Origin of the sequence: Azorhizobium sp. AG788, assembly GCF_943371865.1 — a bacterium.
GTDB lineage: Bacteria > Pseudomonadota > Alphaproteobacteria > Rhizobiales > Xanthobacteraceae > Azorhizobium.
This window is the reverse complement of sequence record NZ_CALRWL010000001.1, coordinates 313,449-338,323: the sequence shown is the minus strand read 5'-3', so window position 1 is coordinate 338,323 and position 24,875 is coordinate 313,449. Positions and strand designations below refer to the sequence as shown.

Below are 24,875 nucleotides of genomic sequence, written 5' to 3'. Positions count from 1 at the left end.
GGCTGCGACGAAGCGCAGATGGAAACGAAAAAGGGGCGGCTCACGCCGCCCCTCGGGTTGAGACCCAGCCCTCAATGCGCCGCGGCGGCGCCGGCGGAGGCCCAGACATAGATGAAGGCGAACAGGAACAGCCACACCACGTCCACGAAGTGCCAGTACCAGGCGGCAGCCTCGAAGCCGAAGTGCTTTTCCACCGTGAAGTCGCCCACATAGGCTCGGATCAGGCAGATGGCGAGGAAGATGGTGCCGACGATCACATGGAAGCCATGGAAGCCCGTCGCCATAAAGAAGGTAGCCCCGTAGATGTTGCCCGAGAAGGCAAAATGCACGTGCATGTATTCGTAGGCTTGGCAGGCGCTGAACAGCACGCCGAGCGCGATGGTGGACCACAAACCCCACTTCAGGCCCTGGCGATCGCCCTCCAGCATCGCATGGTGCGCCCAGGTCAGGGTGGTGGCCGAGGTCAACAGAATCAGGGTGTTGAGCAGAGGCAGGTGCCACGGCGACAGCGATTCGATGCCGCGCGGCGGCCAGGTTCCCCCGGTGAACTCGAATCGCGAGTAGTTGATCACTTCGTTGGCGAACAGGGCCGCGTCGAAGAACGCCCAGAACCAGGCAACGAAGAACATCACTTCCGAGGCGATGAACAGGATCGTCCCGTAGCGGAATGCGATCTGCACCACCTTGGTGTGAAAGCCGGTGCGGCTCTCGCGCACGATGTCCCGCCACCAGCCGAACATGGTGTAGAGGATGCCCAGCAGGCCGGCGGACATGGGCAGGGCAGAGCCGCCATGCATCCACAGCACCGCGCCGGCCGCCGCGATGAAGGCCGCGATGGAGCCGATGATCGGCCACGGGCTCGGATCGACCATATGGTAGTCGTGGTGCTTCGCGTGTCCCTCGGCCATCGCTCGCGGCCTCCCCTTCCAGCTCACAAAGTCCTAACCGGGCCATGCCGCCGCCGCAATGGCGCCAAATGTCCCGGCACGAATGCCTTCGGCCCGCGTCCGATCCGGATCTTCCGGCGCGGACGCGTCGCCTATAACTGTTTGCGTTCCACCGTTCCCGCCGGTTCGGCGGCGCGCGCCTGCGGCGCAGCCGGCGCCTTGGCCGGAAAGAACGTGTAGGACAGCGTAATGGTCTTCACGCCGGCCATCTCCGGGTCATCGGCAATGGCGGGATCAATGTAGAACACCACCGGCATGTCCACTTTCTCGCCGCCCTTCAGGGTCTGCTCGCTGAAACAGAAACACTGAAGCTTGACGAAATAGGCCCCTGCGGTGGACGGCATGACATTGTAGGTGGCGTTGGCAAAGGTGTCGGAGCCGCTGCGGTTTCCGGCAAAGTAATAGACCATCTTGGTCTCGCCGACCTTCACGTCCACCTTGGATTGCTCCGGCCGGAAGTCCCACGGCAAGCCCGGCGCCACATTGGCGTCAAACCGAACGGTGACGGTTCGATCCAGCACCTTGGCGGGCGCCGCTTCCCCAACCCGGGTGGCACCGCCGAAACCGGTCAGGCTGCAGAAGGCCGCATAGAGCGGCACCGCCGCATAAGTGACCCCGACCATGGCGCCGACAAAGGCCACGCAGCCCAGAACGATCAGCCCTTCGGACCGGCGCGACCGGCGCGGACGCGGGCGCGCCCGCCCGCTCAGCCCGTCGCCCTTTTCGCCGGCCGGCGGCTCAGTCTGCGCGCGCTCGTCCATGGGCATCCTCACAGCGGCCGGTTGAGAACGACGCCGGGGCCGAGCTTCACGATGGTGACCACGTAAAACAGGATCACCAGGAAACCAAGCACCGAGGCAATGGCGATGGAGCGCGCCCGGCGGCGGCGCAGTTGCTCCGGCGACAGAACCACGCCCTGGAGAGGGGCAGGCTTGCCCGGTGGGGTGGTCGGCGTGCCGGTGCGGGCGGTCGCCGCAGGCTTCGCCGAGCCGTTGACACGGGGGGCGGCGGGAGTTGCCTGGCGCGCCTTGGCACGGCTGGAACCTTGCGACTTGCGGGCCATGAGATCAGAACCCCGCGATGCCGGCCTGCGCCAGCACGGCTTCCGCCAGCAAGGTCGCAAACAGCACGAACAGATACAAAATAGAGAAGGCGAACAGCTTCTTGGCCGCCCGCACCGCCTCATCGCCGGTGCGGCGACGGTAGACATTGATGGCCAGGGCCAGCATCCCGAGACCCGTCACCGCGGAAATGACGCCGTAGGCGATGCCCGCGAAGCCGAGGAACACCGGCGACATGGCGAGGGGGACGAGCACAAGCGTGTAGAGCAGGATCTGGCGGCGGGTTTCATCCTGACCGGCGGTCACCGGCAACATGGGCACGCCGGCGCGGGCATAGTCATCGGCCCGGTAGAGGGCGAGCGCCCAGAAATGCGGCGGGGTCCAGAAGAAGATGATCGCCACCAGGAGCACGCTCTCCAGGCTCACGGTGCCGGAGGCTGCGGCCCAGGCGACCATGGGCGGCAAAGCGCCGGACAGCCCGCCGATCACGATGTTCTGCGCCGTCGAGCGCTTCAGCCACATGGTGTAGACAACCACGTAGAAGAAGATGGTGAAGGCCAGAAGGGCGCCGGCCAGCACATTCACCAGCAGGCCCAGCACCACCACCGAGAACGCCGCCAGCGTCATGCCGAAGGCGAAGGCCTCCTGCGCCGAGACCCGGCCGGCGGGAACGGGCCGGTTTCGGGTGCGGGTCATCACCGCGTCGATGTCCGCATCCCACCACATGTTCAGCGCGCCCGCCGCACCGGCGCCGACCGCGATGCACAGCAAGGCGGTGAAGGCGATCACCGGATGCACATGATCCGGCGCACGGACCAAGCCCACCAGCGCGGTGAAGATGACCAGCGACATCACCCGCGGCTTCAGCAGGGCAAGATAGTCGCGCGGGGATGCCAGCCCTCCGGGGGCTTCCGACGTCAGGCCCAGGGCCTGAGGCTCGTTCAATCCAACGCTCACATCGCTCACTGTTGCACCTTTGGGCTCTTGTCCTGCCCGTTTTGGGGCCTCTGACCCACCGTCGGGTCCGGCGCCTGCATGGGCCGATCTCGCGGAGGTCGTTCTGGCGGCAGTCGCACCGCTCGAAATGGCGCCGAAGCGGCGGGTGTCGCCGGCCCGGTCTGTGTGCTGCCGTCACCGGCGCGAGGCCGGTCCGCGAGGTGCCCTTGCGGGCTGGCCCTACAGAACCCGATCTCCGCGCCGCCTGAGCCCCCCAAGGCCCCTGTGTCGCTTTATCCTCCGCGGCGCCGTCGGCGTCGCATTAGTCTCACCCTGATCCCGGCCCTGGACCGGAGCGCACCCACACGGCACGAACTCCAGCAGGACCGAAACCAGCTCCGGCGCAACCTGAGCCGGTGAAAAGAGGGCCGGCGCGGAGGCCCGCGCCGGCCTTTAGACCGTCCGACGCCGGCCGATCACTTGATGCGCGGCAGCACCTCGAAGTGGTGGTACGGCGGCGGCGAAGGCAAAGTCCATTCCAGGGTGGTGGCGCCGACGCCCCACGGATTGTCGCCGGCCTTTTCCTTGCGGATGAAGGCGAGCGTCACGCCGGTGAGAAAGATCAGCACCGCGAAGCCGGAGATGTAGGAGCCGATGGACGAGACGTAGTTCCAGTGGGCGAACGCATCCGGATAGTCCGCATAGCGGCGCGGCATGCCGGCAAGGCCCAGGAAGTGCTGCGGGAAGAACACCATGTTCACCCCGATGAAGGTCAGCCAGAAGTGCAGCTTGCCCCAGAATTCCGGGATCATGTAGCCGAACATCTTCGGGAACCAGTAGTACCAGCCGGCGAAGATGGCGAACACGGCGCCCAGGGACAGCACGTAGTGGAAATGGGCCACCACGTAATAGGTGTCCTGCAGCGAGCGATCGATGCCCGCGTTCGACAGCACCACGCCGGTCACGCCGCCGACGGTGAACAGGAAGATGAAGGCGATGGCCCACAGCATGGGCACCTTGAACTGCAGCGAACCGCCCCACATGGTCGCGATCCAGGAGAACACCTTCACGCCCGTGGGAATGGCGATGATCATGGTGGCGGCCACGAAATAGGACTGCGTCGAGGCCGACAGACCCACCGTGTACATGTGATGCGCCCACACCACGAAGCCCAGCACGCCGATGGCGATCATGGCATAGGCCATGCCGAGATAACCGAAGACGGGCTTGCGGGAGAAGGTGGAGATGATGTGCGAGATGATGCCGAAGCCCGGCAGGATCAGGATGTACACCTCGGGGTGACCGAAGAACCAGAACAGGTGCTGGAACAGGATCGGATCGCCGCCGCCGGCGGGGTCGAAGAAGGTGGTGCCGAAATTGCGGTCCGTCAGCAGCATGGTGATGGCGCCAGCCAGGACGGGCAGCGACAGCAGCAGCAGGAAGGCGGTGATCAGCTGCGACCAGGCAAACAGCGGCATCTTGTGCAGCGTCATACCCGGGGCGCGCATGTTGAAAATGGTGGTGATGAGGTTGATGGCGCCAAGGACCGAGGACGCGCCGGCCAGATGCAGCGCGAAGATCAAGAGGTCCATGGCCGGACCGGGATGACCCAGCTTGGACGAGAGCGGCGGATAGATGGTCCAGCCGCCGCCGAAGCCGTTCGAGCCCGCTGCGCCTTCCACGAACAGCGACATGATCGCCAGGGCGAAGGCCGGGATCAGCAGCCAGAAGGCGATGTTGTTGATGCGCGGGAACGCCGTGTCCGGCGCGCCAATCATCAGCGGGATGAAGTAATTGCCGAAGCCGCCGATCAGCGCCGGCATCACCATGAAGAAGATCATGATCAGGCCGTGGCCGGTGGTGAACACGTTGAAGGTCTGCGGATTCTTGAAATACTGCAGGCCGGGTTCCATCAGCTCCATGCGGATGCCGATGGAGAGCGCGCCGCCCACGATCCCCGCCACGATGGCGAAGATCAGGTACATCACGCCGATGTCCTTGTTGTTGGTCGAGAAGACCCAGCGGCGCCAGCCGGTCGGCACGCCCTCTTCGTGGGCCCCGTAGAACGATCCCTCAGTGGCCATGGGTACGATCCTCAATCTCTTGGGCGCCGGCTCGGGGAGCAACGTCGCCTGCTCTTAGCTGTCGTTTCGGTGCGGCCCGCGTTCGGCGAAGCTGCAGGTTCAATGCGGACGCGCGCCCGGCGCGTCCCGTCGAATGGTCTGCGCGCGCTCAGCGAACGCCCGAGGCATCCGCAAGCTTGGCCGGCACCGCGGGAGCGTCGGCGAATTTCTGCTTGGCCTGGGCAATCCAGGCATCGAACTGCTCCTGGCTCACCACACGAACCGCCAGCGGCATGAAAGCGTGGTCACGGCCGCAAAGCTCGGAGCACTGGCCGTAATAGACCCCCTCCTTGGTGGCCTTGAACCAGGACTCGTTCAGGCGGCCGGGAATGGCGTCGATCTTCACGCCGAACGACGGCACGGCGAAGGAGTGGATCACGTCGGCGCCGGTCACATGAATCCGGACGATCTTGCCCACAGGAACGACCATCTCGTTGTCCACCGCCAGCAGGCGCGGCTGGCCGGGCTTCAGATCCTTCTCGCCGACCATCAGCGAATCAAAGCTGAAGCCGCCGTTGTCGGGATATTCATAGGACCAGTACCACTGGTGGCCGGTCACCTTCACGGTGAGCTCGGGCTCGGGAATGTTCAGTTCCAGATGCAGCAGGCGGAACGAGGGGATGGCGATGGCCACCAGGATCATCACCGGCACCACGGTCCACAGCACCTCGATCAGCGTGTTGTGGGTGGTGGTGGAGGGAACCGGGTTGGCCTTCTCGTTGAAGCGCACCATGACGATGGCCAGAAGCACCGTCACGAACAGCACGATCGCGGAGATGATGACCAGAACGAAGGTGTTGAAGGAGTGAATCCCTTCCATCACCGGGGTCGCGGCCTGCTGGAGGCCGATCTGCCAGTCGGAGGGCTGCCCCATGCCGGCATAGGCCGCGGCGCCCGACAGGCTCACGGCCGCCAACGCGACCACGGCGAGAGCTGCAGTGCGAGTGAAGGACATCATGTTAATCATCTCTCCCCGGGGCGGCGCCGCCGCCGGACGTTGTGTTTCAGCCCTTCCGGCCAAGACCGCCTCCATATTGCTGCTGCAGTATCGCGGCCACATGCCGGTCAAAATCCCGGCATCTGCAACGACTGCTGCTCACAAAAGACGCTTCGGCTGCATTCTTGATTTACATCAAACACAATTCCATCTGCCCCGCAATTAGCTCGGGGCCGCCTCCGATGCGACACAAAGTCGGATCGCCAGCGCGCGCCGACACTCACATCGCGGCCTCATTTCGAATCATTCCATAGTTCCCCAGCGTCGCCTGGGGCCTGCAGCCGCGTGCGCGGGGGAACGATATGGCGTCCGCATTCTTGACATGCACGGCGCGCCCCTTAAGCAAAGACCTGACATTCCCGCGCCCGCAGGCTCCCGGTCCTGCGCGCACGGCTGGAGCCTGTTCGATGATGCCCATGCTGTCCTTCTGCCGCTTCGCGACCCTGACCCGGCTGCGGGTGCGCGCCGCGCTGCCATTGGCGAGCCTGCTCGGAATCGTCCTCGGCCTCGGCATGGCGTCCCCGGCCGCAGCCCAGGGCGTGGTGAAGCAGACCTTCGGGGACTGGCAGATTCGCTGTGACACCCCCCCCGGCGCACAGAGTGAGCAGTGCGTGCTGCTGCAGAGCGTGCAGGCGGACGACCGGCCCAACGTCGGGCTCACGGTGATCATCCTGCGGACTGCGGACCAGAAAAGCCGCCTGCTGCGGGTGCTGGCGCCGCTCGGCGTGCTGCTGCCGTCAGGCCTCGGCCTGAAGATCGACGATGTGGATGTGGGCCGCGCCGGTTTCGTCCGCTGCCTGCCCAATGGCTGCGTTGCGGAAGTGGTGATGGACGATGCCCTGGTCAGCAAGCTGCGGACCGGCAAGCAAGCCACCTTCATTATCTTCCAAACCCCGGAGGAAGGGATTGGAATACCGCTTGGCCTCAATGGGTTTGGACCTGGGTTCGATACGCTGAAATAATCGCACCGGTCGGTATCGGCTCCTGCGGACTCAATGTGAAGTCGAGGCTTGGTTTGGCCACGCTTCATCGCCACAAGGCGCAGCATGAGCGGGGCCGCGCGGGGGGACTGGGTGCATGCACGGCGATGAACATACTCTTTTCATGGCTGCCCTCGCCTTCCTTGCCGCCGCGGTCATCTCCGTTCCGGTCGCCAAGCGCCTTGGCCTTTCGCCGGTTGTAGGGTACCTCGCATCAGGAATTGCCATCGGGCCTGCCGGTCTGAATGTGGCTGATCCCTCAACTGTGATCACCGTCGCCGAACTGGGCGTGGTGCTTCTGCTGTTCCTCATCGGCCTGGAACTGCAGCCCTCGCGGCTTCTGTCCATGGGGCGCTACATCTTCGGGCTTGGCACAGCGCAACTGCTGATTACCGGCGCGGTGATTGCCGGCGTCGCCTTTCTGCTCGGGTTTGGCTGGGCCGGTGCGATCGTCTCGGGCATGGCCCTGGCCATGTCGGCGACCTCCATTGCCCTGCAACTCCTATCCGAGCGCGGCGATCTCTCGTCTGGCTATGGCCAGCGCGCCTTCTCCATCCTGCTGTTCCAGGACATTGCCATCGTTCCGCTGCTGGCGCTGGTGCCGCTGCTGGCGCCGCCGAGCCAATCGGCGATCCCGCGCGATTCGACCGCCATCCTGCTCCAGGCCGCCGGCATGCTGGCGGCCGTCGGCGGCATCGTGGTCGCGGGCCGCTTCCTGCTTACACCTCTGTTCCGGCTGCTGGCCCGCTCCGGCGCACGGGAGGCCATGACCGCCGCGGCGCTGCTGGTGGTGCTCGGCGCCGCCGGAATCATGGCCTTCGCCGGCCTGTCCATGGCGCTGGGCGCCTTCCTCGCCGGCCTGCTGCTGTCGGAGAGCACCTTCCGCCATGAGCTGGAAGCCAATATCGACTCGTTCCGCGGCCTGCTGCTGGCGCTGTTCTTCATGGGCGTGGGCATGTCGCTGGATCTGGGCGTGGTGGTTCCGCACCTCGGACCGGTGCTGTCCGGCGCGCTGGTCATCACCCTGATCAAGTTTGCCGTGGTCTTCTTCCTGTACCGCGGCGACCATCGAGACCTGGCCGACGGACTGCGCGCCGGTGCGGTGCTGATGCCCGCGGGCGAGTTCGCCTTCGTGCTGTTCCCGCTGGCCTTCAGCAACGGCATCCTCAATCAGGAGCAGGCGGCGCTGCTGACCGCCACCGCCGCCATCACCATGATGATCGGGCCGCTGGCCTTCGCCGCCATCGAATATCTGCTGCCCCGCTTCAGCAAGGCCGCCCCCGAGCCGGAGCCCGACGATTTCACCGATGCCAACGGCACCGTTCTGGTGATCGGCTTCGGTCGGTTCGGGCAAGTGGTGTCGCAGTGCCTCCTGGCGGAGAATGTCGGCGTCACCATCATCGATAATGACGTGGAGATGATTCAGAGCGCCGGCCGGTTCGGCGTCCATATCTATTATGGCGACGGCACCCGGCTGGACGTCCTGCGCTCGGCTGGCGCGGAAACGGCGGAGATCATCGCCGTTTGTGTGGACGACAAGGACGCCGCCACCCGGATTGTCGAAATCGTGAAGGCCTCGATGCCGCAGGCGCGGCTGTTCGTGCGCAGCTTCGATCGGGTGCATTCCATGGACCTCTTGCGCAAGGGCGTGGACTTCGAGATGCGCGAGACGCTGGAATCGGCCTTTTCCTTCGGCACGCGCACGCTGGAATCCCTCGGCCTCGATCATGAGACCGCCCGCCAGCGGGTCGCCGACGTGCGCGAACGCGATCGCGCCCGCCTGATGCGGCAAATGGAAGAGGGCCTCTATGCGGGCCTGGACCTGGTCACCCCGCGCAAGGTGGAGCCCGAGCCGCTGACCGCGCCCGAAAAGCCGGCCCGCCCGCTCAACCCCGAGGCCCAGGACGTGCTCAGCCACGAGACCGAATTCTCCGGCTGAGAACCGTTTTTCGGTCCTCCGCGCCATCCGACAGTCCTCCCACCCAGCCGGCGCCACGTGTTGCCGGCGCCGTGAAGTCCGCTCCATGACCTCCCCCCAGGCGACGTTCGTTCACGGTTCGATCATGCGGCACGTGGCCGTGATGACGGCGACCGGCTCCATCGGGCTGGTGGCCGTATTTGTGGTGGACCTGCTCAACCTCTTCTACATCTCCCTGCTGGGCGAGGCGGAATTGGCCGCCGCCATCGGCTATGCCGGCTCCATCCTGTTCTTCACCACGTCGGTGACCATCGGCGTCATGATCGCCAGTTCCGCCACCGTCTCCCGCGCCCTTGGGGCAGGGAAATTGCGAACCGCGCGCCAGTTGGCCACCGCGGCGGTGGTGTTCATGACCGGCTGCACCTTGGCCCTGACCTTGGCCACCCTGCCGCTGATCGGCCCGATGCTGCAGCTCCTCGGCGCCACCGGGCGCACCGCGGACATTGCCGCCCGCTTCCTGTTCATCGTGACCCTGTCCACGCCGCTGCTGGGGCTCGGCATGGTGGCCTCGGGCCTTCTGCGGGCCACGGGCGATGCCAACCGTGCCATGTGGGTGACCCTGGGCGGCGGACTTTTGACCGCGGCGCTCGACCCGCTGCTGATCCTGGCGTTGGGGCTGGGCGTGGATGGTGCGGCCATCGTCAGCGTGCTGTCGCGCCTGTTCATGGCGGTGGCGGGGCTCTATTGGTGTGCCCGCCGTCATCGGCTGCTGGTCCGGCCCACCCTTGCGATGCTGGCCGAACAGGTGCGTCCCATCAGCGCCATCGCCATCCCGGCGATCCTGACCAATGTGGCCACCCCGGTGGGCAACGCCTATGTGACCTCGGCGCTGGCGCCCTATGGCGATGGGGCGGTGGCGGCCTGGGCTGTCATCGGGCGGATCATCCCGGTGGCCTTCGGCCCGCTGTTTGCGCTCACCGGCGCGGTCGGCCCGATCTTCGGGCAGAATATCGGTGCCGGGCGTTTTGATCGGCTGCGCACCACGCTGAAGGACAGCCTGCTCCTGACCCTCGCCTATGTGGGCACCGTATGGCTGATCCTCGCGCTGGGGCGCAACGGGATTTCCGCGGTGTTCGGGCTGACCGCCGAAGGCCAGGGGATCGTCGCCTTCTTCTGCCTATTCTCGGCCGGAAGCTTCATGTTTCTCGGCGCGCTGTTCGTCTCCAACGCCGCCTTCAACAATCTCGGGGCGCCTTTGCTCTCCACCGGCTTCAACTGGGGGCGGGCCACGTTGGGCACTTTTCCATTCGTCTGGGCCGGGGGGCGCCTGATGGGTCCGGACGGGGTGATTCTCGGCCAATCCCTGGGGGCGGTGGCGTTCGGGGTCGCCGCCATGGTGTCCGCCTTCGGCTTGATTGAAAAAATCAGCGCGCGGGGGGCCGCGGGGAATCAAGTCCCGGTCCCCCATCCCGGGCCGGCGGAAATGCCGCCTTTGTCCTCGCCGCAGGATGCCAGCGCCATCGATCCGTGATTTCGGCCAGACGATGGCGTACAGTCCGCCAGGGAGGCCATGCATGGATCAGTTCACACAATTGCTTCGAGGCGCACAAGGCGGGCACGGGGTCGAAAATCTCGCCAGCCTTTACGGCATCTCCGCTCAGCAGACACAGCGGGCCATGGAGGCCCTGATGCCCGCCTTCGCGGCGGCGATGCAACGCGCCATGCAGTCCCCCGACGGGATGGCCAATCTGACCGTGCTGATGATGAGCGGCCCCTATGGCGGCCTCTATGAGCACGCGCCCAGTGCGCCCGGCGAGCTGTCCAAGCCCGGCGCCACCGCCATGGATGCGGTCTTCGGCAGCCCGGAAGTGGCGCGCGCCGTCGCCGAGCACGCCGCCACCTCCTCCGGCCTCGCAACCGCCGTGGTCAATCAGGTGATGCCGTCATTCGCCACCTTGCTGCTGGGCGGCATGGCCAAGTCACTGGCCGCCTCCGGCGCCATGAGCCAGTTGCTGGCCGCCTCGCTGGCCCGGGCCAGTGGCCAGCCTTTGCCCACCGGCAATCCCTGGATCGATGCGTTGGGCAACTTCCTCACCCCTTCCAAGTCCAGCGCGCCGCAGAGCACGGGCAATCCCTGGATCGATTCTTTCGCCCAGATGATGGTGCAGTCGCCCTTCGGCCTGCGCGGCGCCGCCAGCAAGCCCGGCGCAAATCCGTGGCAGGCTTTGGCGGAATCCATCAGCGCGTCCATGTCCAACTTCCAGCTGCCGCAGCAGACTTGGGCCCCGCCGCAGCCGGCCCCCAAGCCGGTTCCAATGCCGCCGCCTCAGCCGCAGGCGCAGCTCGGGTTTGCCGGCCCCCTGCCCTTCCAGGACTATTTCGCGCAGTTGTTCGCCCAGGGCTTCCCCCCTGGCTACTCGCCGTTTGAAGCGGCCAAGAGCCAGGCGACGCCCACCGGTTTCTACCCGTTCGACTTCTGGAGCCAGATGCTGGACCGCAGTTCCGGCGGTGGTCGCGGCGGACCCAAGCGCTAGCCGTCGTCTTCAGCCGTCGGCGACAGTGGGCGGCGGGCAATAAAAAAGCCCGCACCGACAAAGCGGTGCGGGCAAGAAGGCGGTCCCGAGGGGCGTGACCGCCGATCAGTGGCGCGACGGCAAGCGCGTGGGGCTCGCCGGGGCCAGAAACCTGGGCCGCTCAGTCCGGCATGCGCCGCGCGGCCGCGCGGCTCCGCAGCAAATGGGCGGCGCGGCGTTCAACCGAGCGCGACACCAGGATCTGGGTCGGATCGGCCCATAAGGGTTGCGATGCGGCGTCCCGCAAATCGCTCCGATCAATGCCGATATCTTTCAGCATGTGATCATTGAGACTCCCCAGCAGGGCCAGCTCACGGCGATGGGCGAAAGCACGGCCGATGTTCATTACGGTACGCACACCAGCGCGCGCGGCATCGGCCACACGGTCGCCGAAGGGCACTGCAAAGACACTGCGGATCTCGCCGTAACTGCTCATATCGCTCTCCATCGCCGGGCGCCGGCCATCAATCCTCCAGGCCGCGGGTGGGGGCCACCCGATATCGCTGCGCCTCAGCTGCAGTTCCTTGTGCGGGATGCGAACAAATCAGACTAGCGAATGTTATTCATCCCAACTATCATCTCTCGTGATGATTTAAGGGAGTGCCCGGCATGACCATTCTGCTGGATACGGACCATCTACGGACCTTCGTGGCCATTGCGGAAACCGGCAGCTTCACCAAAGCCGCCGACGTGGTGCACAAGACGCAATCCGCCGTCTCCATGCAGATGAAGCGGCTGGAGGACCGGGTCGCGCGTCCCCTGTTCGCCCGCGACGGACGGGCGTCCCGCCTCACCCAGGACGGCGAGCGCCTGCTGGATTATGCCCGCCGCATCGTGAAGCTGAATCTGGAAGCGGTTTCGGTGTTCGCCGACGACATGCTGTCGGGCCGGGTGTGCCTCGGCGTTCCCGATGATTATGCCGACCGCTATCTGCCGGACATCATGGCGCGCTTCTCCCGCACCCATCCCTCGGTGGAACTCACCGTGGTGTGCGCGCCCAGCGCCACCTTGAACGAGCAGATCTCCACCGGCGCCATCGACCTGGCCATCATCACCGCCACCGACATCACCGGCCGCAATGCCCAGGTCATCCGCCGCGAGCGCCTGCTCTGGGTGGGATCGCTGCGCCATTCCGCCCATCTGGAGACCCCGACGCCCTTGGCCCTGGGCCAGCCCTCGTGCCAATGGCGCGATGTGGCGGTCACCCGCCTGAACAGCGCCGGACGGCCCCACCGCATCCTCTACTCCAGCCCCAACCACGGTGCGGTCTCGGCGGCGGTGTTGGCGGGTCTTGCGGTGTCGGTCTTTCCTGAATCCGCCCTGCGGCCCGGCATGCGTGTGCTGGGGCCGGCGGACGGTTTCCCACCCTTGCCGCCGTGCGATATCGGCCTGCTGCGCAACCGCCACGAGCCGTCCGTCCTGGCGGACGCCTTGGCCCAGCACATCATCCAGGGGCTCGACAACCTCACCGACGCCGACGCGGCGGAATAGGTCTCGCCTTAAGCAGGCCGGCCGGATGCGGCCGGGCGGCGCGGCGATGAGAGCACCACCAGATTGCCGGCCAGGACCAGCACCACGCCTCCGGCGGCAAGCCAGGTCCATTGATAGCCCTCGAACAGGGTCGAGATGGCGAGCGCAACGATGGGGAACATCACCGTGCCATAGCCCGCGCGGCTGGCGCCGATGCGGCGAATGAGCTGCAGATAGACGGCAAAACCCAGCAGCGTCGGAACGGCCACCAGATAGCCCAGGGCAGCGAGATAGCGCACCTCCCACTCCACCTGGAACTGTGCACCGCTGACCAGCGCCGCGGTCACCAGGATCACCAGGCCGTAAGCCATGCCCCAGGCCGTGGCGGAGGTGAGCGGCAAGCCCCGCGCCGCCACCACTGCGGTGGTGAGGCTCCCCAGGGAAAACAGCAGCGTCCCCGCAAAGGCCAACGCCAGGCCGACGCCAATCTCCGAGCCGAGGCCGGCCCGCACCACCTGTGGGCCAAAGATCAGCGCCACCCCGGCAATGCCCAGGACGGCACCGCACAGCACCCGGGTGCTGATCCGCGTGCCCAGCAGCACGGCGGAGCACAGAGGGATGAATACCGACGCCAGGGAGAACAGCACCGACATCACGCCGGACTGGAGGTAGTAGCCCACATGGTAGAAGGCGAGAAAGTTCAGCGAAAACAACGTCGCGCCAAGGATCACGAAGAGCAGGTGCGCGCGGACCGGAAAGCGCAGGCGTCCCCCGCTGATGGCTACGGCGGCGAACATCAGCGTCGCGCCCAAGGCAAACCGCCACACCGCCGACACCTCCGGCGCGACGACGCCCAATTGCAGGCGCATGGGAAGCCAGCCGCTGCCCCAGATCAGAACCGTGGCCGCATAGAGCGCGCCGTCCATCGGCCCGAGCGCCGTAGCGGAAGTGGAAGCAGGCTGGGCCATGGGGGAATCCGAACGGGAAGGCCCCCGTCAGTGCCCCCTGCGGCGCGCCGCGTCCATGGCGGGCACCGCAGACGCGCGGCGCGAGCCATGCACATGGCACATGGCGCGAAAGCCGCGCCGGAGCTCCCGCTTTTCAGCCTCGCGCAGCAGGGCAGGCGCGCAGGCCCCTGCCCCATTGCGCCGGTGAGACTCAGTAAGCGAGCTCTTCGAACGCCGGCTCCACCGAGCCTTCCCAGGCGCCGTGGAAGCGCTCCAGCAGGCATTCGGCCGGTGTCCGGCCGCTGGCCACCACCTCGTCGATGGGGGCGAGGAAACGGGTCTCGTCGCGTCCCTGGCTGTCGAGGCGGCGGCGGCGGGCCAGACCCGCACGGGACAAGGCCAGCACATCCCGCGCGATCTCATGCACGCTGCGCCCGGCGATCTGCGCCTTGAGGCCGAGACGGGGCACATCGTCCCGCAAGGCCTGGCGCTGTTCGGCGGTCCAATCCTTGGCCAATTGCCACGCGTCATCCATGCTCTGGCGGTCGTAGAGCAAGCCGACCCAGAATGCCGGCAGCGCACAGAGCTTGGCCCACGGGCCGGCGTCGGCGCCGCGCATCTCCAGATAGCGCTTCAGCCGCACTTCCGGGAAGATGGTGGAGAGGTGGTTGATCCAGTCTGCCAAAGTGGCGGTCTCGCCCGGCGCTGCCGGATGGCGGCCGGCCATCAAGTCGCGGAACGAGGAGCCGGAGACATCGATATAGCCCTCGCCGCGCTTGAGGAAATACATCGGCACATCCAGCGCATAGTCCACATAGCGCTCGAAGCCCATGCCGTCTTCGAAGGCAAAGGGCAGCATGCCGGACCGGGCGTTGTCGGTGTCGCGCCAGATCTCCGAGCGGAACGAGAGAAAGCCGTTGGGCTTGCCCTCGGTGAAGGGGGAGTTGGCAAACAGCGCGGTGGCAATGGGCTGGAGCGCGAGGCTGACCCGCAGCTTCTCCACCATGTCCGCCTCGGATGAGAAATCCAGGTTCACCTGCACGGTGCAGGTGCGGAACATCATGTCGAGGCCCAGCTTGCCGACCTTGGGCATGTAGCCGGACATGATCTTGTAGCGGCCCTTCGGCATCACCGGGGTTTCCGCCCGGGTCCACTTCGGACTCATGCCGATGCCCAGGAAGCCGATGCCCAAGGGCTCGGCCACATTGCGCACCTGCGTCAGATGGGTGTTCAGCTCGGAACAGGTCTCGTGGATCGAGGCCAGAGGTGCACCGGACAATTCGAATTGCCCACCGGGCTCCAGCGAGATGGCGCCGCCGCCGCGCGGATCGGACAGGCCGATGATGGTCGTGCCTTCGAGAATCGGCTCCCAGGCCAGCACGTCGCGCATGCCTTCCAGGATGGCGCGGATGCCCTTGTCGCCATCATAGGGAACCGGCTCGTGCCGCCCCAAGGTGAAGGGAATCTTCTCGTGTTCCGTGCCGATGAGAAAGGCTGAGTCCGGCTTGTTGCCGGCCTCCAGATAGGCAACCAATTCATCGCGCGAGCGAATGGGAGTGGCGTCCGTGGTATCGCGGGCCATGCAAGCGTAATCCCCGTGCCCATCGGCAGGCGGGCAAGGCCACGGCCCGCCCCTCCCTGCCGAACTCCTGATGTATAAGCAGGCTTGGCTAGCGCCCACTCACCGGCCAGCCTCCCGCCAGCCAAGACAGCGGCCCCGCGCTGAAGGGAGGGCCGCACCTGGGAGAGGATCGGGCGATCCCTCCCGGCGCGGTTCGGCGCAAGGCGCGAGAACATACACGCCGCGCGGGCGACCGCAAACTGAACCCGCCAGCCCCTGCAATGATACCATCAACGCGCGCAATGGGACTTCGGCCGGGCGAGCGCGAACACCAGCACCGTCAACGGGGTTGCCAGCAGGAGCCCGATGGGGCCCAGCAAGGTTCCAAACGCCACCACGGCAAACAGCGTGACCGCCGCGGGGAGCGACACCATCTCCTGCTGCAACATGGGGGAGATGAAATTGCTCTCCACCTGCTGCACCACCACGAACAGGATCAAGGTGTACAGGGTCTGATCGAGGCCGACCGTCAGCGCCAGCAACAGCGCCGGGATCGCGGCCATCACCGGACCGACCATGGGCACGAATTCCGCCAGCCCCGCAAACAGGCCCAGCGCCAACGCCGCCGGAATGCCCAAGAAGGCAAGGCCGATGCCGCTCAACAGACCCACCACCACCATGGCGATGAGCTGCGCCTTGAGGAAGCAGCGCAGGGCCTCGGCCACATCGTCCAGCCGGGCGGAGGCGTCAGCCCGACGCTCTTCGGGAAAGAGCGAGAGCAGCCCGTCGCGATACATGTGCGGCTGGACGGCGAAATAGAGCCCCCCCACCACCACCAGGAACACCCCAAGCAGCGCGTTGGCGACATTGGCCGTGACGCCCCGCACCGCCGACAACACCGTGGCGCCGGACGGTGCCGAGGCTTCAGCCCGACGCATCAGGTCGTCCATCATCCCGCGCAGGTGGAATTCATCCTGGAAGGTCTGCCAAGCGGAGGGCAAGCGATGGAACAGCTCGGTCACCTGGGCGGAGATGATGTTGCCGAACAGATAGAACACCGCCCCGAGCAATCCGGCGACGGACAGGCAGACGATGACCAGGGCCGCCTTGGGCGGGCATCCGGTATAGCGCACCACCGCGCTCGCGGCCCCATGCAGGCCCACGGCCACCAGGATCGCGGCAAACACCAGCAACAATACGTCGGAAATCACCCACGCTGCCGCGAACAGCGCCACGACAGCGCAGGCGATGGCAACGATGCGGGCCACGGTCCTGTCAGTGAGCATGAATGGCATCCCGGTCTGCGGCCAGGTCCCGGCACCTGACGCGCTGTCCCGCATAGCATGCCCATTCCCGGCGGACACCCGCCCCTCTTGCCACGCAGGGCGCAAGAACCGGACGCCCGCGGCGAACATACGCCTGCTGTGACGCCCCCACTGCCCTGCGGGAGCGGAAGCTGGGCCGAGCGGCAAGATGCCGCCGGACCGCCTGCTTCTAGCGCTCTGCCGCCTTCTTCTTCTCTTCTTCCACCAGTTCCTTCTTCGACAGCTTGCCCACCAGGGTGCGAGGCAACTGGTCGCGGATCTCCACCTCTTTGGGCATCTCCACCTTGGAGACCTGGGTGGTGAGGAAGCTGCGCAGTTCCTCCGGCGTCGCCTTGATGCCCACCTTCAGCGTCACGAACGCTTTCGGCGCTTGGCCGCGATAAGGATCGGGCACGGCGATCACCACCGCCTCCGCCACGGCGGGATGCTGGTACAAGGCCTCCTCGATCACCCGCGGATAGACATTGTAGCCGCCGCACAGGATCACGTCCTTGATGCGATCCACCAGGAACAGATAGCCGTCCGCATCCAGATAGCCGACGTCGCCGGTGCGGAATGCGCCGTCCACGAAGGTGGCGGCGGTGTCCTCCGGCCGCTGCCAATAGCCCGCCATGACCTGGGGGCCGCGGGCACAGACCTCGCCCTTCTGCCCTTGGGGCATGATCTGGCGAGGATCGTCAAGGCTGCGGATCTCCAAGATGGTGCCGGGAACCGCGGTGCCCACCGACCCATCCTTGATCACCCCCATCGGCGGATTTGCGGTCAGCACCGGCGAGGTTTCGCTGAGGCCGTAGCCTTCCACCAGCTTGCAGCCGGTCAGGATCTCGAACTGATGGCGCACCTCCATGGGCAGCGGGGCGCCGCCGGAGATGCACAGCTTGAGCGACGACAAATCATGCTTGGCGGTCTCGGGGGAATTGTTGATGGCGCCATAGATGGTCGGCACGCCGGGGAACATGGTGGCGCGGGTGCTGGCCACGGTCTTCAGCACGTCGTTGAGCTGGAACCGCGGCACCAGGATGATCTCGCCGCCGATGGCGATGGGAATGTTCATCACTGTGGTCATGGCAAACACATGGAACAGCGGCAGCACGCCGATCACCCGCTCCTGCCCGATGGCGAGGCAGTGGACATGGTCGATCACCTGATGGGCATTGGCCGCCAGATTCGCATGGCTCAGCATCGCCCCCTTGGGAACGCCGGTGGTGCCGCCGGTATATTGCAGCACCGCAATGTCCCGCTCCGGGTCCACCGCCACCGGGCGCAGGGCGGGCGCATCGGCCAGCAGGGCCTTGAAGGTGATGTGGCGGCCGTCCGCGGCGTCATAGACCGCTTGGTCCTTGCGCTTGAACAGCGTGAACAGCAGCCCCTTCAGCGGCGAGAGAATGCCGGCGAACGGGCACACGATGATGCGGGACAGGCCGGCGTCCGCGGCCACCGCCGCCACGCGTGAATGGATGATCTTGAGATCGGGCACCACCATGATGGTGGTGCCGGAATCGCGGATCTGATGGCTCAGCTCCCGCTCCACATAGAGCGGCGAGAAGTTCACCACCGTGCCGCCCGCCTTCAGGATGGCGAAGTAGAAGATGACGGAATACGGCGTATTGGGCAGGCAGAGGCCCACGCGGGTGCCCTTGGTGACGCCCAGGCGCTGCAGCCCGGCGGCGCTACGCGCCACCAGGTCGCCCAATTGGGCGTAAGTCCAGCGCCGGCCGAGGAAATTCATCGCCGGCAAGGCACCGTGCGCGATGACGCTGGTGTCCAAGAGATCGGTCAAGGGGCCGGTGGAGACGGCCGTCGTGTCGACGCGATGCAGCATCGAAATCCTCCCTTGCCAGCGCGTCGAGGCGCCGGCGTTCCGGGTCGGCCACTCTTTGGCAGCTCGCCCTTTGACGGCGTACGCCCGCATGCGCGCAGGCGGGCATTCCGTCGTGTCCCGTGGCGCACCTGAGGGGCGCCACGGCGCGATCATGGGCGCGGATTGTGCCGAAACCCCGGCGGCGGTCGGCGCCGCCGGGTTGAGCTTTACTTCACGATGAGCGCGGTCTTGGGCAGGGGCGCGTCGAACTTGTAGCGCACCGCCATGGAGACGATGTCCACATAGCCATTGTTCACTTCCGCCACCAGGGTGCCGCGCAGCGCATTGGCCGGATCGGCCGGGCTCAAGTTGATGCTGCCACTCTGGCCGAAGATGTGCGTATAAGCGAAGTCCAGGCTCAGCTGTTCGGTCCAGGCGTAAGTCGCGCCCACCGAGAGCCAAGTCCGGTTGGTGTCCGGCAGGCGGGGATTACGCACTTCGTCGGTGACCGGCGAGATTTCGTAGCCAAGACCGGCGCGCAGGGCCAGCTTGGCATCCCATTGATACTCGACGCCGCCGGAGAAGAACCAGCCGTCGCGCCAGCCCAGATCCAGCACCGAGGCGTTCGCCCCGGTGGGCACCACCACCAATTGCTGCAATTGCGACCAGTTGGTCCATTCCACCGTGCCCAGCAAGGTCCACTGCGGGGTGAGCTTGGAGCGGAAGGAGGCGGTGACCTGATCGGGCAGCGTGATGCCCGCATTGGCCGGCAGCAACTGGATGGCGGTGGCCGAGGAATTCAGGATGGTGACCTGACCCTTCAGATTCTGGTCGATGGAGGTGCGATAGCCGACGCCGACCGTGGTGCCCGGCATCAGCGTGAACAGGGCGCCAACGCTGAATCCCAGGCCGATGTCGTCGCCATCCACCTGGCCGCTGCCATAGGCGATGCCCTGGGTGCTGACGCCATTGATCTGGCCCTGGGTCAGGCGGGCATCCATATAGTTGACGGAGACGCCGCCGCCAATGGTCAGCCAGTCATTGACCTTATAGGCCACGTTGCCCTGGACGTTGACGTCATAGATCCGGCTATAGCAGCCATAATAGCGGCCGGACCAGTTGCAGGGCGCATCCGTCACCAGGCCGAAGGGGGCGTTGACCGACACGCCCACGGCGATCCGATCCCACGCATAGCTCACGTAAGCCGCTGGCACCGCAGCATTATCCACGATATCGGAAACGCCGTAGGTGCCGAGGTTGGCGCCGGTGATCGGGCCGGTCGCCCGCTGCACGTCGATGGAAGCATGGGGGGCGATGTAAGTGACATTGCCTTCCACCTGCATGCCCGGCACGAAGCTGAGGGCGGCCGGGTTCCAGTACATGGAAGCGAGGCCCGCGCCGCCGGCGGCGGAGCCGGCGAACGAGGAGCCTTGGTAGTAGGCACTTTGCTCGCGCAGGCCGAAACCGCCCGCCTGGGCGCTTCCGGCACAGGCAAGGGCCAGAGCGGGCAGAACGAGTGCCGGCGCAGTTCGCCGCAGACCATGGCGCAGGATCATCAAAAGCCCCCCCCAACAAGCGTTTCCCGGGCATCCATTATTGTGCATTGCACCTAATGGTGTGGCAGATGCCCTATACGTCATCTAGCATGCTGATCCTGTGACGTCGGTCAACCACCCAGCCGCATCTGCGCCACAGTTTATACTGCAAATTTCCCTCTGTTGCGCGAATGCAACGCATTTTAGTACAAATCCCGGACCCAGCAACCACACCGGCCGGCGCTCCCATAGGTTTTGTATCAGACATGATACGACACTTCGTCCCAACTGTTCTCCGATAGCTGGCCATTGAGTCTATTATTGCATCGCACAAACCCTAGGTGCCCTGCAGCACTAAATAGTCGGCAATGCGATTAGTGCCATGACGCACCCCGCCGCCCCCTTGAAGGCGAGGGCAAAGCATGTATCCTAAGAGCCGAGACATGACGTATAGGTCAACAGATGGCACTCGACAGCGACCCGGCCCACCACGGACTCACCGACACCTTCTTCTCGGTGACCGAACTGGCTCGCGATCTCGCGATCACCCCGCGCACCATTCGCTTCTATGAGGACAAGGGGCTGATCGCGCCGCGCCGGGCGGGCAACATCCGCGTCTACACCAAGCGCGACCGCGCCCGCATGGTGCTGATCCTGCGCGGCAAGCGCCTGGGCTTCAGCCTGCGCGAGATCAAGGAATATCTCGATCTCTACGATGTGGACCCCACCCAGGCCGAGCAGATCCGCCTGCTGCTGAAGAAGGTGCGCACCCGCCTCGACATGCTGGAGGACCAGCGCCTCGCCTTGGAGGAGAGCCTCCTGGAACTGAAGGAGATCGAGGAGCAGACCCTCGCCGCTCTGGCCCTGGCGGAGGCCAGCCTGGCCCCCGAGAAGAAGGCCGCCGGCAAGAAAGGCGCCCGCTAGCACGCGCTCGCTGAACCGGCCCCGGCCCCCGCCCGCCTTGGCGCGGTCCCCATGCGGGGCCGGCGCAGGGGCAGCGGCAGGCTCCAGGGGCCGCCCCGGCAGGCAAGGCCTCCCAACCGGCTCCGCGTCACCGGCGCGGAGACCGACCTCACAAGAACACCGACCCAACAAGAACAACACCGACGGAAATCGCAGGAGAGCCCATGTCCAACGTCGTCATCGCGGGCTACGCCCGTTCGCCCTTCACCCCCGCCAAGAAGGGCGATCTCGCCCGGGTGCGGCCCGATGATCTGGCCGCCCAGGTGGTGCGCGATCTGATCGCCCGCACCAAGGTGGCCCCTGAGGACATCGAAGACCTCATCGTCGGCTGCGCCTTTCCCGAAGCTGAGCAGGGGTTCAACGTCGCCCGCCTCATCGGCATGATCGCCGAGCTGCCGAACTCGGTGGCCGGCGTCACGGTGAACCGCTTCTGCGGCTCCTCCATGCAGGCCGTCCACATGGCCGCCGGGCAGATCCTGCTTGGCGCCGGCGATGTGTTCGTGTGCGCCGGCATCGAGAGCATGAGCCGCGTGCCCATGACCGGCTTCAATCCGATGCCGAACCCGGCCCTCTACGCCGCCAACAAGGCCGCCTATATGGGCATGGGCGACACCGCTGAGAATGTCGCCAGCAAATGGCAGATCACCCGCGCCGATCAGGAAGCCTTTGCGCTGGAGAGCCATCGCAAGGCCGCCAAGGCGCAGGCGGACGGCAAGTTCACGGATGAGATCGTGCCGATCCGCATCAATGGCAAGAGCGTCAGCGCCGACGGCTGCATCCGGCCTGAGACCACCGCCGCCGACCTCGCCGGCCTGAAGCCCGCCTTCGACCAGAACGGCACCGTGACCGCCGGCACCTCCTCCCCGCTCACCGACGGCGCCTCCGCCGTGCTGGTGTGCTCGGAAGCCTATGCGGAAAAGCATGGGCTTGAGGTGCTCGCCCGCCTGCGCGGCGTGGCGGTGGCCGGCTGCGCGCCGGAGATCATGGGCATCGGCCCGGTGGAAGCCACCCGCAAGGCGCTGGCCCGCGCCGGCATCACCATCGACGACATCGACGTGGTGGAACTGAACGAGGCCTTCTCCTCCCAGGCGCTGGCCTGCGCCCGCGACCTCAACATCCGCACCGAGACCCTGAACATCGACGGCGGCGCTTTGGCGCTGGGCCATCCGCTCGGCGCCACCGGCGCGCGCATCGTCGGCAAGGCCGCGAGCCTGCTGAAGCGCGAGGGCGGGCGCTATGCGCTGGCCACCCAGTGCATCGGCGGCGGCCAGGGCATCGCCACCATCCTCGAGCGCGTCTGAGCGGAGGCCGTCATGACTGAGATCAAGAAGGCCGCCGTCATCGGCGCCGGCGTCATGGGCGCGGGCATCGCCGCCCACATCGCCAATGCGGGCGTGGAGGTGCTGCTGCTGGACATCGTGCCGGAGGCCGCCAAGGCCAATGGCGCCGGCCGCAGTGTCATCGCCCAGACCGCGGTGGAGAAGCTGTTGAAGGCGGATCCCGCCGCCTTCATGTCGAAGCGCGCCGCCAAGCTGGTGACGCCGGGCAATATCGAGGACGACCTCGAAAAACTGGCCGACTGCGACTGGATCGTGGAAGCGGTCGTCGAGCGCCTCGACATCAAGCAGGCGCTCTATGCCAAGATCGACGCCGTGCGCAAGCCGGGCACGGCGGTGTCGTCCAACACCTCCACCATCCCGCTGGCGGACCTGACCAAGGGCCTGTCCGACGCCTTCCGCCGCGATTTCCTCATCACCCATTTCTTCAATCCGCCCCGCTACATGCGGCTGCTGGAAATCGTCTCCAGCCCGGAGACCGACGCCGCCACAGTGGACCGGGTGGCGCGCTTCGCCGATGTGAAGCTGGGCAAGACCGTGGTGCGCTGCAAGGACACGCCGGGCTTCATCGCCAATCGCCTCGGCACCTATTGGATGCAATTGGCGGTGGGTCAGGCGTTCGAGCAGGGCCTCACCGTGGAAGAAGCCGATGCGGTGATGGGACGCCCGTTCGGCATTCCCAAGACCGGCGTGTTCGGCCTGTTGGATCTGGTGGGCCTTGACCTCATGCCCCACGTCCAGGGCAGCCTGGAACGGGCCCTGCCCAAGGACGACCCGTTCCACGCCACCGTGCGCGATGTGCCCCTGATCAAGACCATGATCGAGACCGGCTATACCGGGCGCAAGGGCAAGGGCGGCTTCTATCGCCTCAACCGCGACCATGGCGGCAAGGTGAAGGAGAGCATCGACCTTTCCACCGGCCAGTATCGGGCGCAGGAAAAGGCGGTTCTGCCGGAGGTGGATGCCGCCTCCAAGCATCCCAAGGCCCTGCTGGCCGCCAACACCCCGGCCGGGCGCTATGCCGCCAACGTCGTCGCCCGCACCTTGGCCTATGCGGCAGTGCTGGTGCCCGATGCGGCGGACGACGTGGTGGCCATCGATGAGGCCATGCGCCTCGGCTACAATTGGAAGTGGGGTCCGTTCGAGCTGATCGACCGCATCGGCGCCGGGGCGGTGGTGGAGATCCTCACCGCGGCGGGCGAGGCGGTGCCGCCGTTCCTGGCCCAGGGCAAGCCGTTCTACCGGGTGGAGAATGGCCGCCGGCAGTATCTGGACCTGGACGGCACCTATCGCGACATCGTCCGCCCCGAGGGCGTGCTGCTGCTGTCCGACATCAAGCTCGCCTCCGAGCCGGTGCTGAAGAATGGTTCCGCTGCGGTGTGGGACATTGGCGACGGCGTGCTGTGCTTCGAGTTCACCTCCAAGTCCAATTCCCTGGACGAGGGCATCATCTCGCTCTTGGGCAAGACCTCGAAGCTGGTGAAGGACAAGTACAAGGCCCTCGTCATCTATAATGAGGGCAGCAACTTCTCCGTGGGTGCCAATCTCGGCCTCGCGCTGTTCGCCTGCAACATCGCCGCGTTCGGCGAGGTGGAGAAACTGGTGGCCGGCGGCCAGCAGGCCTATCAGGCGCTCAAATACGCCCCCTTCCCCGTGGTGTCGGCGCCCGCCGGCATGGCGCTGGGCGGCGGCTGCGAGATCCTGCTGCACTCCTCCGCCGTGCAGGCCCATGCGGAAAGCTATATCGGCCTGGTGGAATGCGGCGTCGGCGTGCTGCCCGGCTGGGGCGGCTGCAAGGAAATGCTCACCCGCTGGCAGACCGATCCCAGTCTGCCCAAGGGGCCGATGCCGGCCCCTTCCAAGGTGTTCGAGACCGTGAGCACCGCCACCGTGTCGAAATCCGCCGCCGAGGCCAAGGAACTGCACTTCCTGCGCCCCACCGACGGCATCACCATGAACCGCGACCGCCTGCTGGCGGATGCCAAGGCGAAAGCCCTGGCGCTGGTGGAGAACTACGCCCCGCCCAAGCCGCAGGATCTCACTTTGCCCGGCCCGTCCGGCCGGGTGGCGCTGGAGATGGCGGCGGAGAGCTTCGCCAAGCGCGGCATCGCCACCAAGCATGATCTGGTGGTGGCGGCGGCCTTGGCGGAAGTGCTCACCGGCGGCGGCGCCGACCATACGGTGCCGGTGACGGAAGCGCAGGTGCTGGAGCTGGAACGGGCTGGCTTCATGAAGCTCATCCGCACCAACGCCACCTTGGCCCGGATCGAAGCGATCCTGGAAACCGGACGGCCATTGCGGAACTAGCACGACGCTCCCCCTCCCCCCCTTGCGGGGGAGGGTTGGGGTGGGGGGTGAAACGCCCTCCCCCCAGACCGCGGACAGGATGACGAGACCGGCG

The 24,875-nt window shown here is 66.2% G+C and carries 21 protein-coding genes; 9 read left to right on the top strand and 12 right to left on the bottom strand.

From position 1 onward, the window contains the following. Positions 1-71 precede the first annotated feature (71 nt). The 6 genes from AAG816_RS01450 to coxB form a co-directional block, all read right to left on the bottom strand. The gene (locus tag AAG816_RS01450) at positions 72-908 is read right to left on the bottom strand and encodes a cytochrome c oxidase subunit 3 (RefSeq protein ID WP_341987534.1); all 837 of its coding nucleotides are present in this window, start codon (positions 906-908) and stop codon (positions 72-74) included. 131 nt (positions 909-1,039) lie between these two features. Next, a complete protein-coding gene (locus tag AAG816_RS01445) occupies positions 1,040-1,708 on the bottom strand; it encodes a cytochrome c oxidase assembly protein (RefSeq protein WP_341987533.1) in 669 nt (222 codons plus the stop codon). An 8-nt stretch (positions 1,709-1,716) separates the two neighbouring features. Next, the gene (locus tag AAG816_RS01440; RefSeq protein ID WP_341987567.1) at positions 1,717-2,010 is read right to left on the bottom strand and encodes a hypothetical protein; all 294 of its coding nucleotides are present in this window, start codon (positions 2,008-2,010) and stop codon (positions 1,717-1,719) included. Between the two features lie 4 nt (positions 2,011-2,014). Next, positions 2,015-2,935: a heme o synthase gene (cyoE, locus tag AAG816_RS01435; RefSeq protein ID WP_341987566.1), complete on the bottom strand. Its 921-nt coding sequence runs from the start codon at positions 2,933-2,935 to the stop codon at positions 2,015-2,017. A 485-nt stretch (positions 2,936-3,420) separates the two neighbouring features. Further along, the gene (gene ctaD, locus AAG816_RS01430) at positions 3,421-5,028 is read right to left on the bottom strand and encodes a cytochrome c oxidase subunit I (RefSeq protein WP_341987531.1); all 1,608 of its coding nucleotides are present in this window, start codon (positions 5,026-5,028) and stop codon (positions 3,421-3,423) included. Between the two features lie 148 nt (positions 5,029-5,176). Then, a complete protein-coding gene (gene coxB, locus AAG816_RS01425) occupies positions 5,177-6,025 on the bottom strand; it encodes a cytochrome c oxidase subunit II (RefSeq protein WP_341987528.1) in 849 nt (282 codons plus the stop codon). On the opposite strand from coxB, the gene AAG816_RS01420 reads away from it, so the two are divergent. From AAG816_RS01420 to AAG816_RS01400, 5 genes are all read left to right on the top strand, one after another. Then, positions 6,024-6,230, top strand: coding sequence for a hypothetical protein (locus tag AAG816_RS01420; protein ID WP_341987525.1), 207 nt, complete (start codon positions 6,024-6,026; stop codon positions 6,228-6,230). The two genes, coxB and AAG816_RS01420, sit on opposite strands and share 2 nt — an antisense overlap. A gap of 346 nt (positions 6,231-6,576) precedes the next feature. Next, positions 6,577-7,026 (top strand): invasion associated locus B family protein, encoded by a 450-nt coding sequence (locus tag AAG816_RS01415; protein WP_341987565.1) that lies wholly within the window; start codon positions 6,577-6,579, stop codon positions 7,024-7,026. Between the two features lie 142 nt (positions 7,027-7,168). Further along, entirely contained in the window at positions 7,169-8,983 is a 1,815-nt protein-coding gene (locus tag AAG816_RS01410) for a monovalent cation:proton antiporter-2 (CPA2) family protein (RefSeq protein WP_341987523.1), read from the top strand. A gap of 85 nt (positions 8,984-9,068) precedes the next feature. Beyond that, complete coding sequence (locus tag AAG816_RS01405) at positions 9,069-10,493, top strand: MATE family efflux transporter (protein ID WP_341987522.1); 1,425 nt, start codon at positions 9,069-9,071, stop codon at positions 10,491-10,493. Between the two features lie 43 nt (positions 10,494-10,536). Next, positions 10,537-11,496: a DUF937 domain-containing protein gene (locus AAG816_RS01400; protein WP_341987521.1), complete on the top strand. Its 960-nt coding sequence runs from the start codon at positions 10,537-10,539 to the stop codon at positions 11,494-11,496. Between the two features lie 160 nt (positions 11,497-11,656). On the opposite strand, the gene AAG816_RS01395 is transcribed toward AAG816_RS01400, so the two are convergent. Continuing rightward, a complete protein-coding gene (locus AAG816_RS01395; protein ID WP_341987520.1) occupies positions 11,657-11,971 on the bottom strand; it encodes a DUF1127 domain-containing protein in 315 nt (104 codons plus the stop codon). A 173-nt stretch (positions 11,972-12,144) separates the two neighbouring features. Here AAG816_RS01395 and AAG816_RS01390 point away from each other — a divergent pair, with 173 nt between their 5' ends. Then, positions 12,145-13,026 carry a LysR substrate-binding domain-containing protein gene (locus tag AAG816_RS01390; RefSeq protein WP_341987518.1) on the top strand — a complete coding sequence of 294 codons (882 nt, stop codon included), beginning with the start codon at positions 12,145-12,147 and terminating at the stop codon, positions 13,024-13,026. An 8-nt stretch (positions 13,027-13,034) separates the two neighbouring features. Here the strand turns inward: AAG816_RS01390 and AAG816_RS01385 are convergent, their stop codons facing one another. The 5 genes from AAG816_RS01385 to AAG816_RS01365 form a co-directional block, all read right to left on the bottom strand. Further along, positions 13,035-13,973 (bottom strand): DMT family transporter, encoded by a 939-nt coding sequence (locus AAG816_RS01385; protein WP_341987516.1) that lies wholly within the window; start codon positions 13,971-13,973, stop codon positions 13,035-13,037. A 190-nt stretch (positions 13,974-14,163) separates the two neighbouring features. Further along, complete coding sequence (locus AAG816_RS01380; protein ID WP_341987515.1) at positions 14,164-15,534, bottom strand: glutamate--cysteine ligase; 1,371 nt, start codon at positions 15,532-15,534, stop codon at positions 14,164-14,166. A 269-nt stretch (positions 15,535-15,803) separates the two neighbouring features. Continuing rightward, the gene (locus AAG816_RS01375) at positions 15,804-16,799 is read right to left on the bottom strand and encodes an AI-2E family transporter (RefSeq protein ID WP_341987514.1); all 996 of its coding nucleotides are present in this window, start codon (positions 16,797-16,799) and stop codon (positions 15,804-15,806) included. 208 nt (positions 16,800-17,007) lie between these two features. Next, entirely contained in the window at positions 17,008-18,660 is a 1,653-nt protein-coding gene (locus AAG816_RS01370) for a long-chain fatty acid--CoA ligase (protein ID WP_341987513.1), read from the bottom strand. A gap of 206 nt (positions 18,661-18,866) precedes the next feature. Beyond that, complete coding sequence (locus tag AAG816_RS01365; RefSeq protein WP_341987512.1) at positions 18,867-20,195, bottom strand: outer membrane protein transport protein; 1,329 nt, start codon at positions 20,193-20,195, stop codon at positions 18,867-18,869. A 441-nt stretch (positions 20,196-20,636) separates the two neighbouring features. On the opposite strand from AAG816_RS01365, the gene AAG816_RS01360 reads away from it, so the two are divergent. From AAG816_RS01360 to AAG816_RS01350, 3 genes are all read left to right on the top strand, one after another. Beyond that, positions 20,637-21,098, top strand: coding sequence for a MerR family DNA-binding transcriptional regulator (locus AAG816_RS01360; protein ID WP_341987511.1), 462 nt, complete (start codon positions 20,637-20,639; stop codon positions 21,096-21,098). A 203-nt stretch (positions 21,099-21,301) separates the two neighbouring features. Beyond that, a complete protein-coding gene (locus tag AAG816_RS01355) occupies positions 21,302-22,438 on the top strand; it encodes a thiolase family protein (RefSeq protein ID WP_341987510.1) in 1,137 nt (378 codons plus the stop codon). A gap of 12 nt (positions 22,439-22,450) precedes the next feature. Beyond that, positions 22,451-24,781, top strand: a complete 2,331-nt coding sequence (locus tag AAG816_RS01350; RefSeq protein ID WP_341987509.1) for a 3-hydroxyacyl-CoA dehydrogenase NAD-binding domain-containing protein — start codon at positions 22,451-22,453, stop codon at positions 24,779-24,781. Positions 24,782-24,875 lie beyond the last annotated feature (94 nt).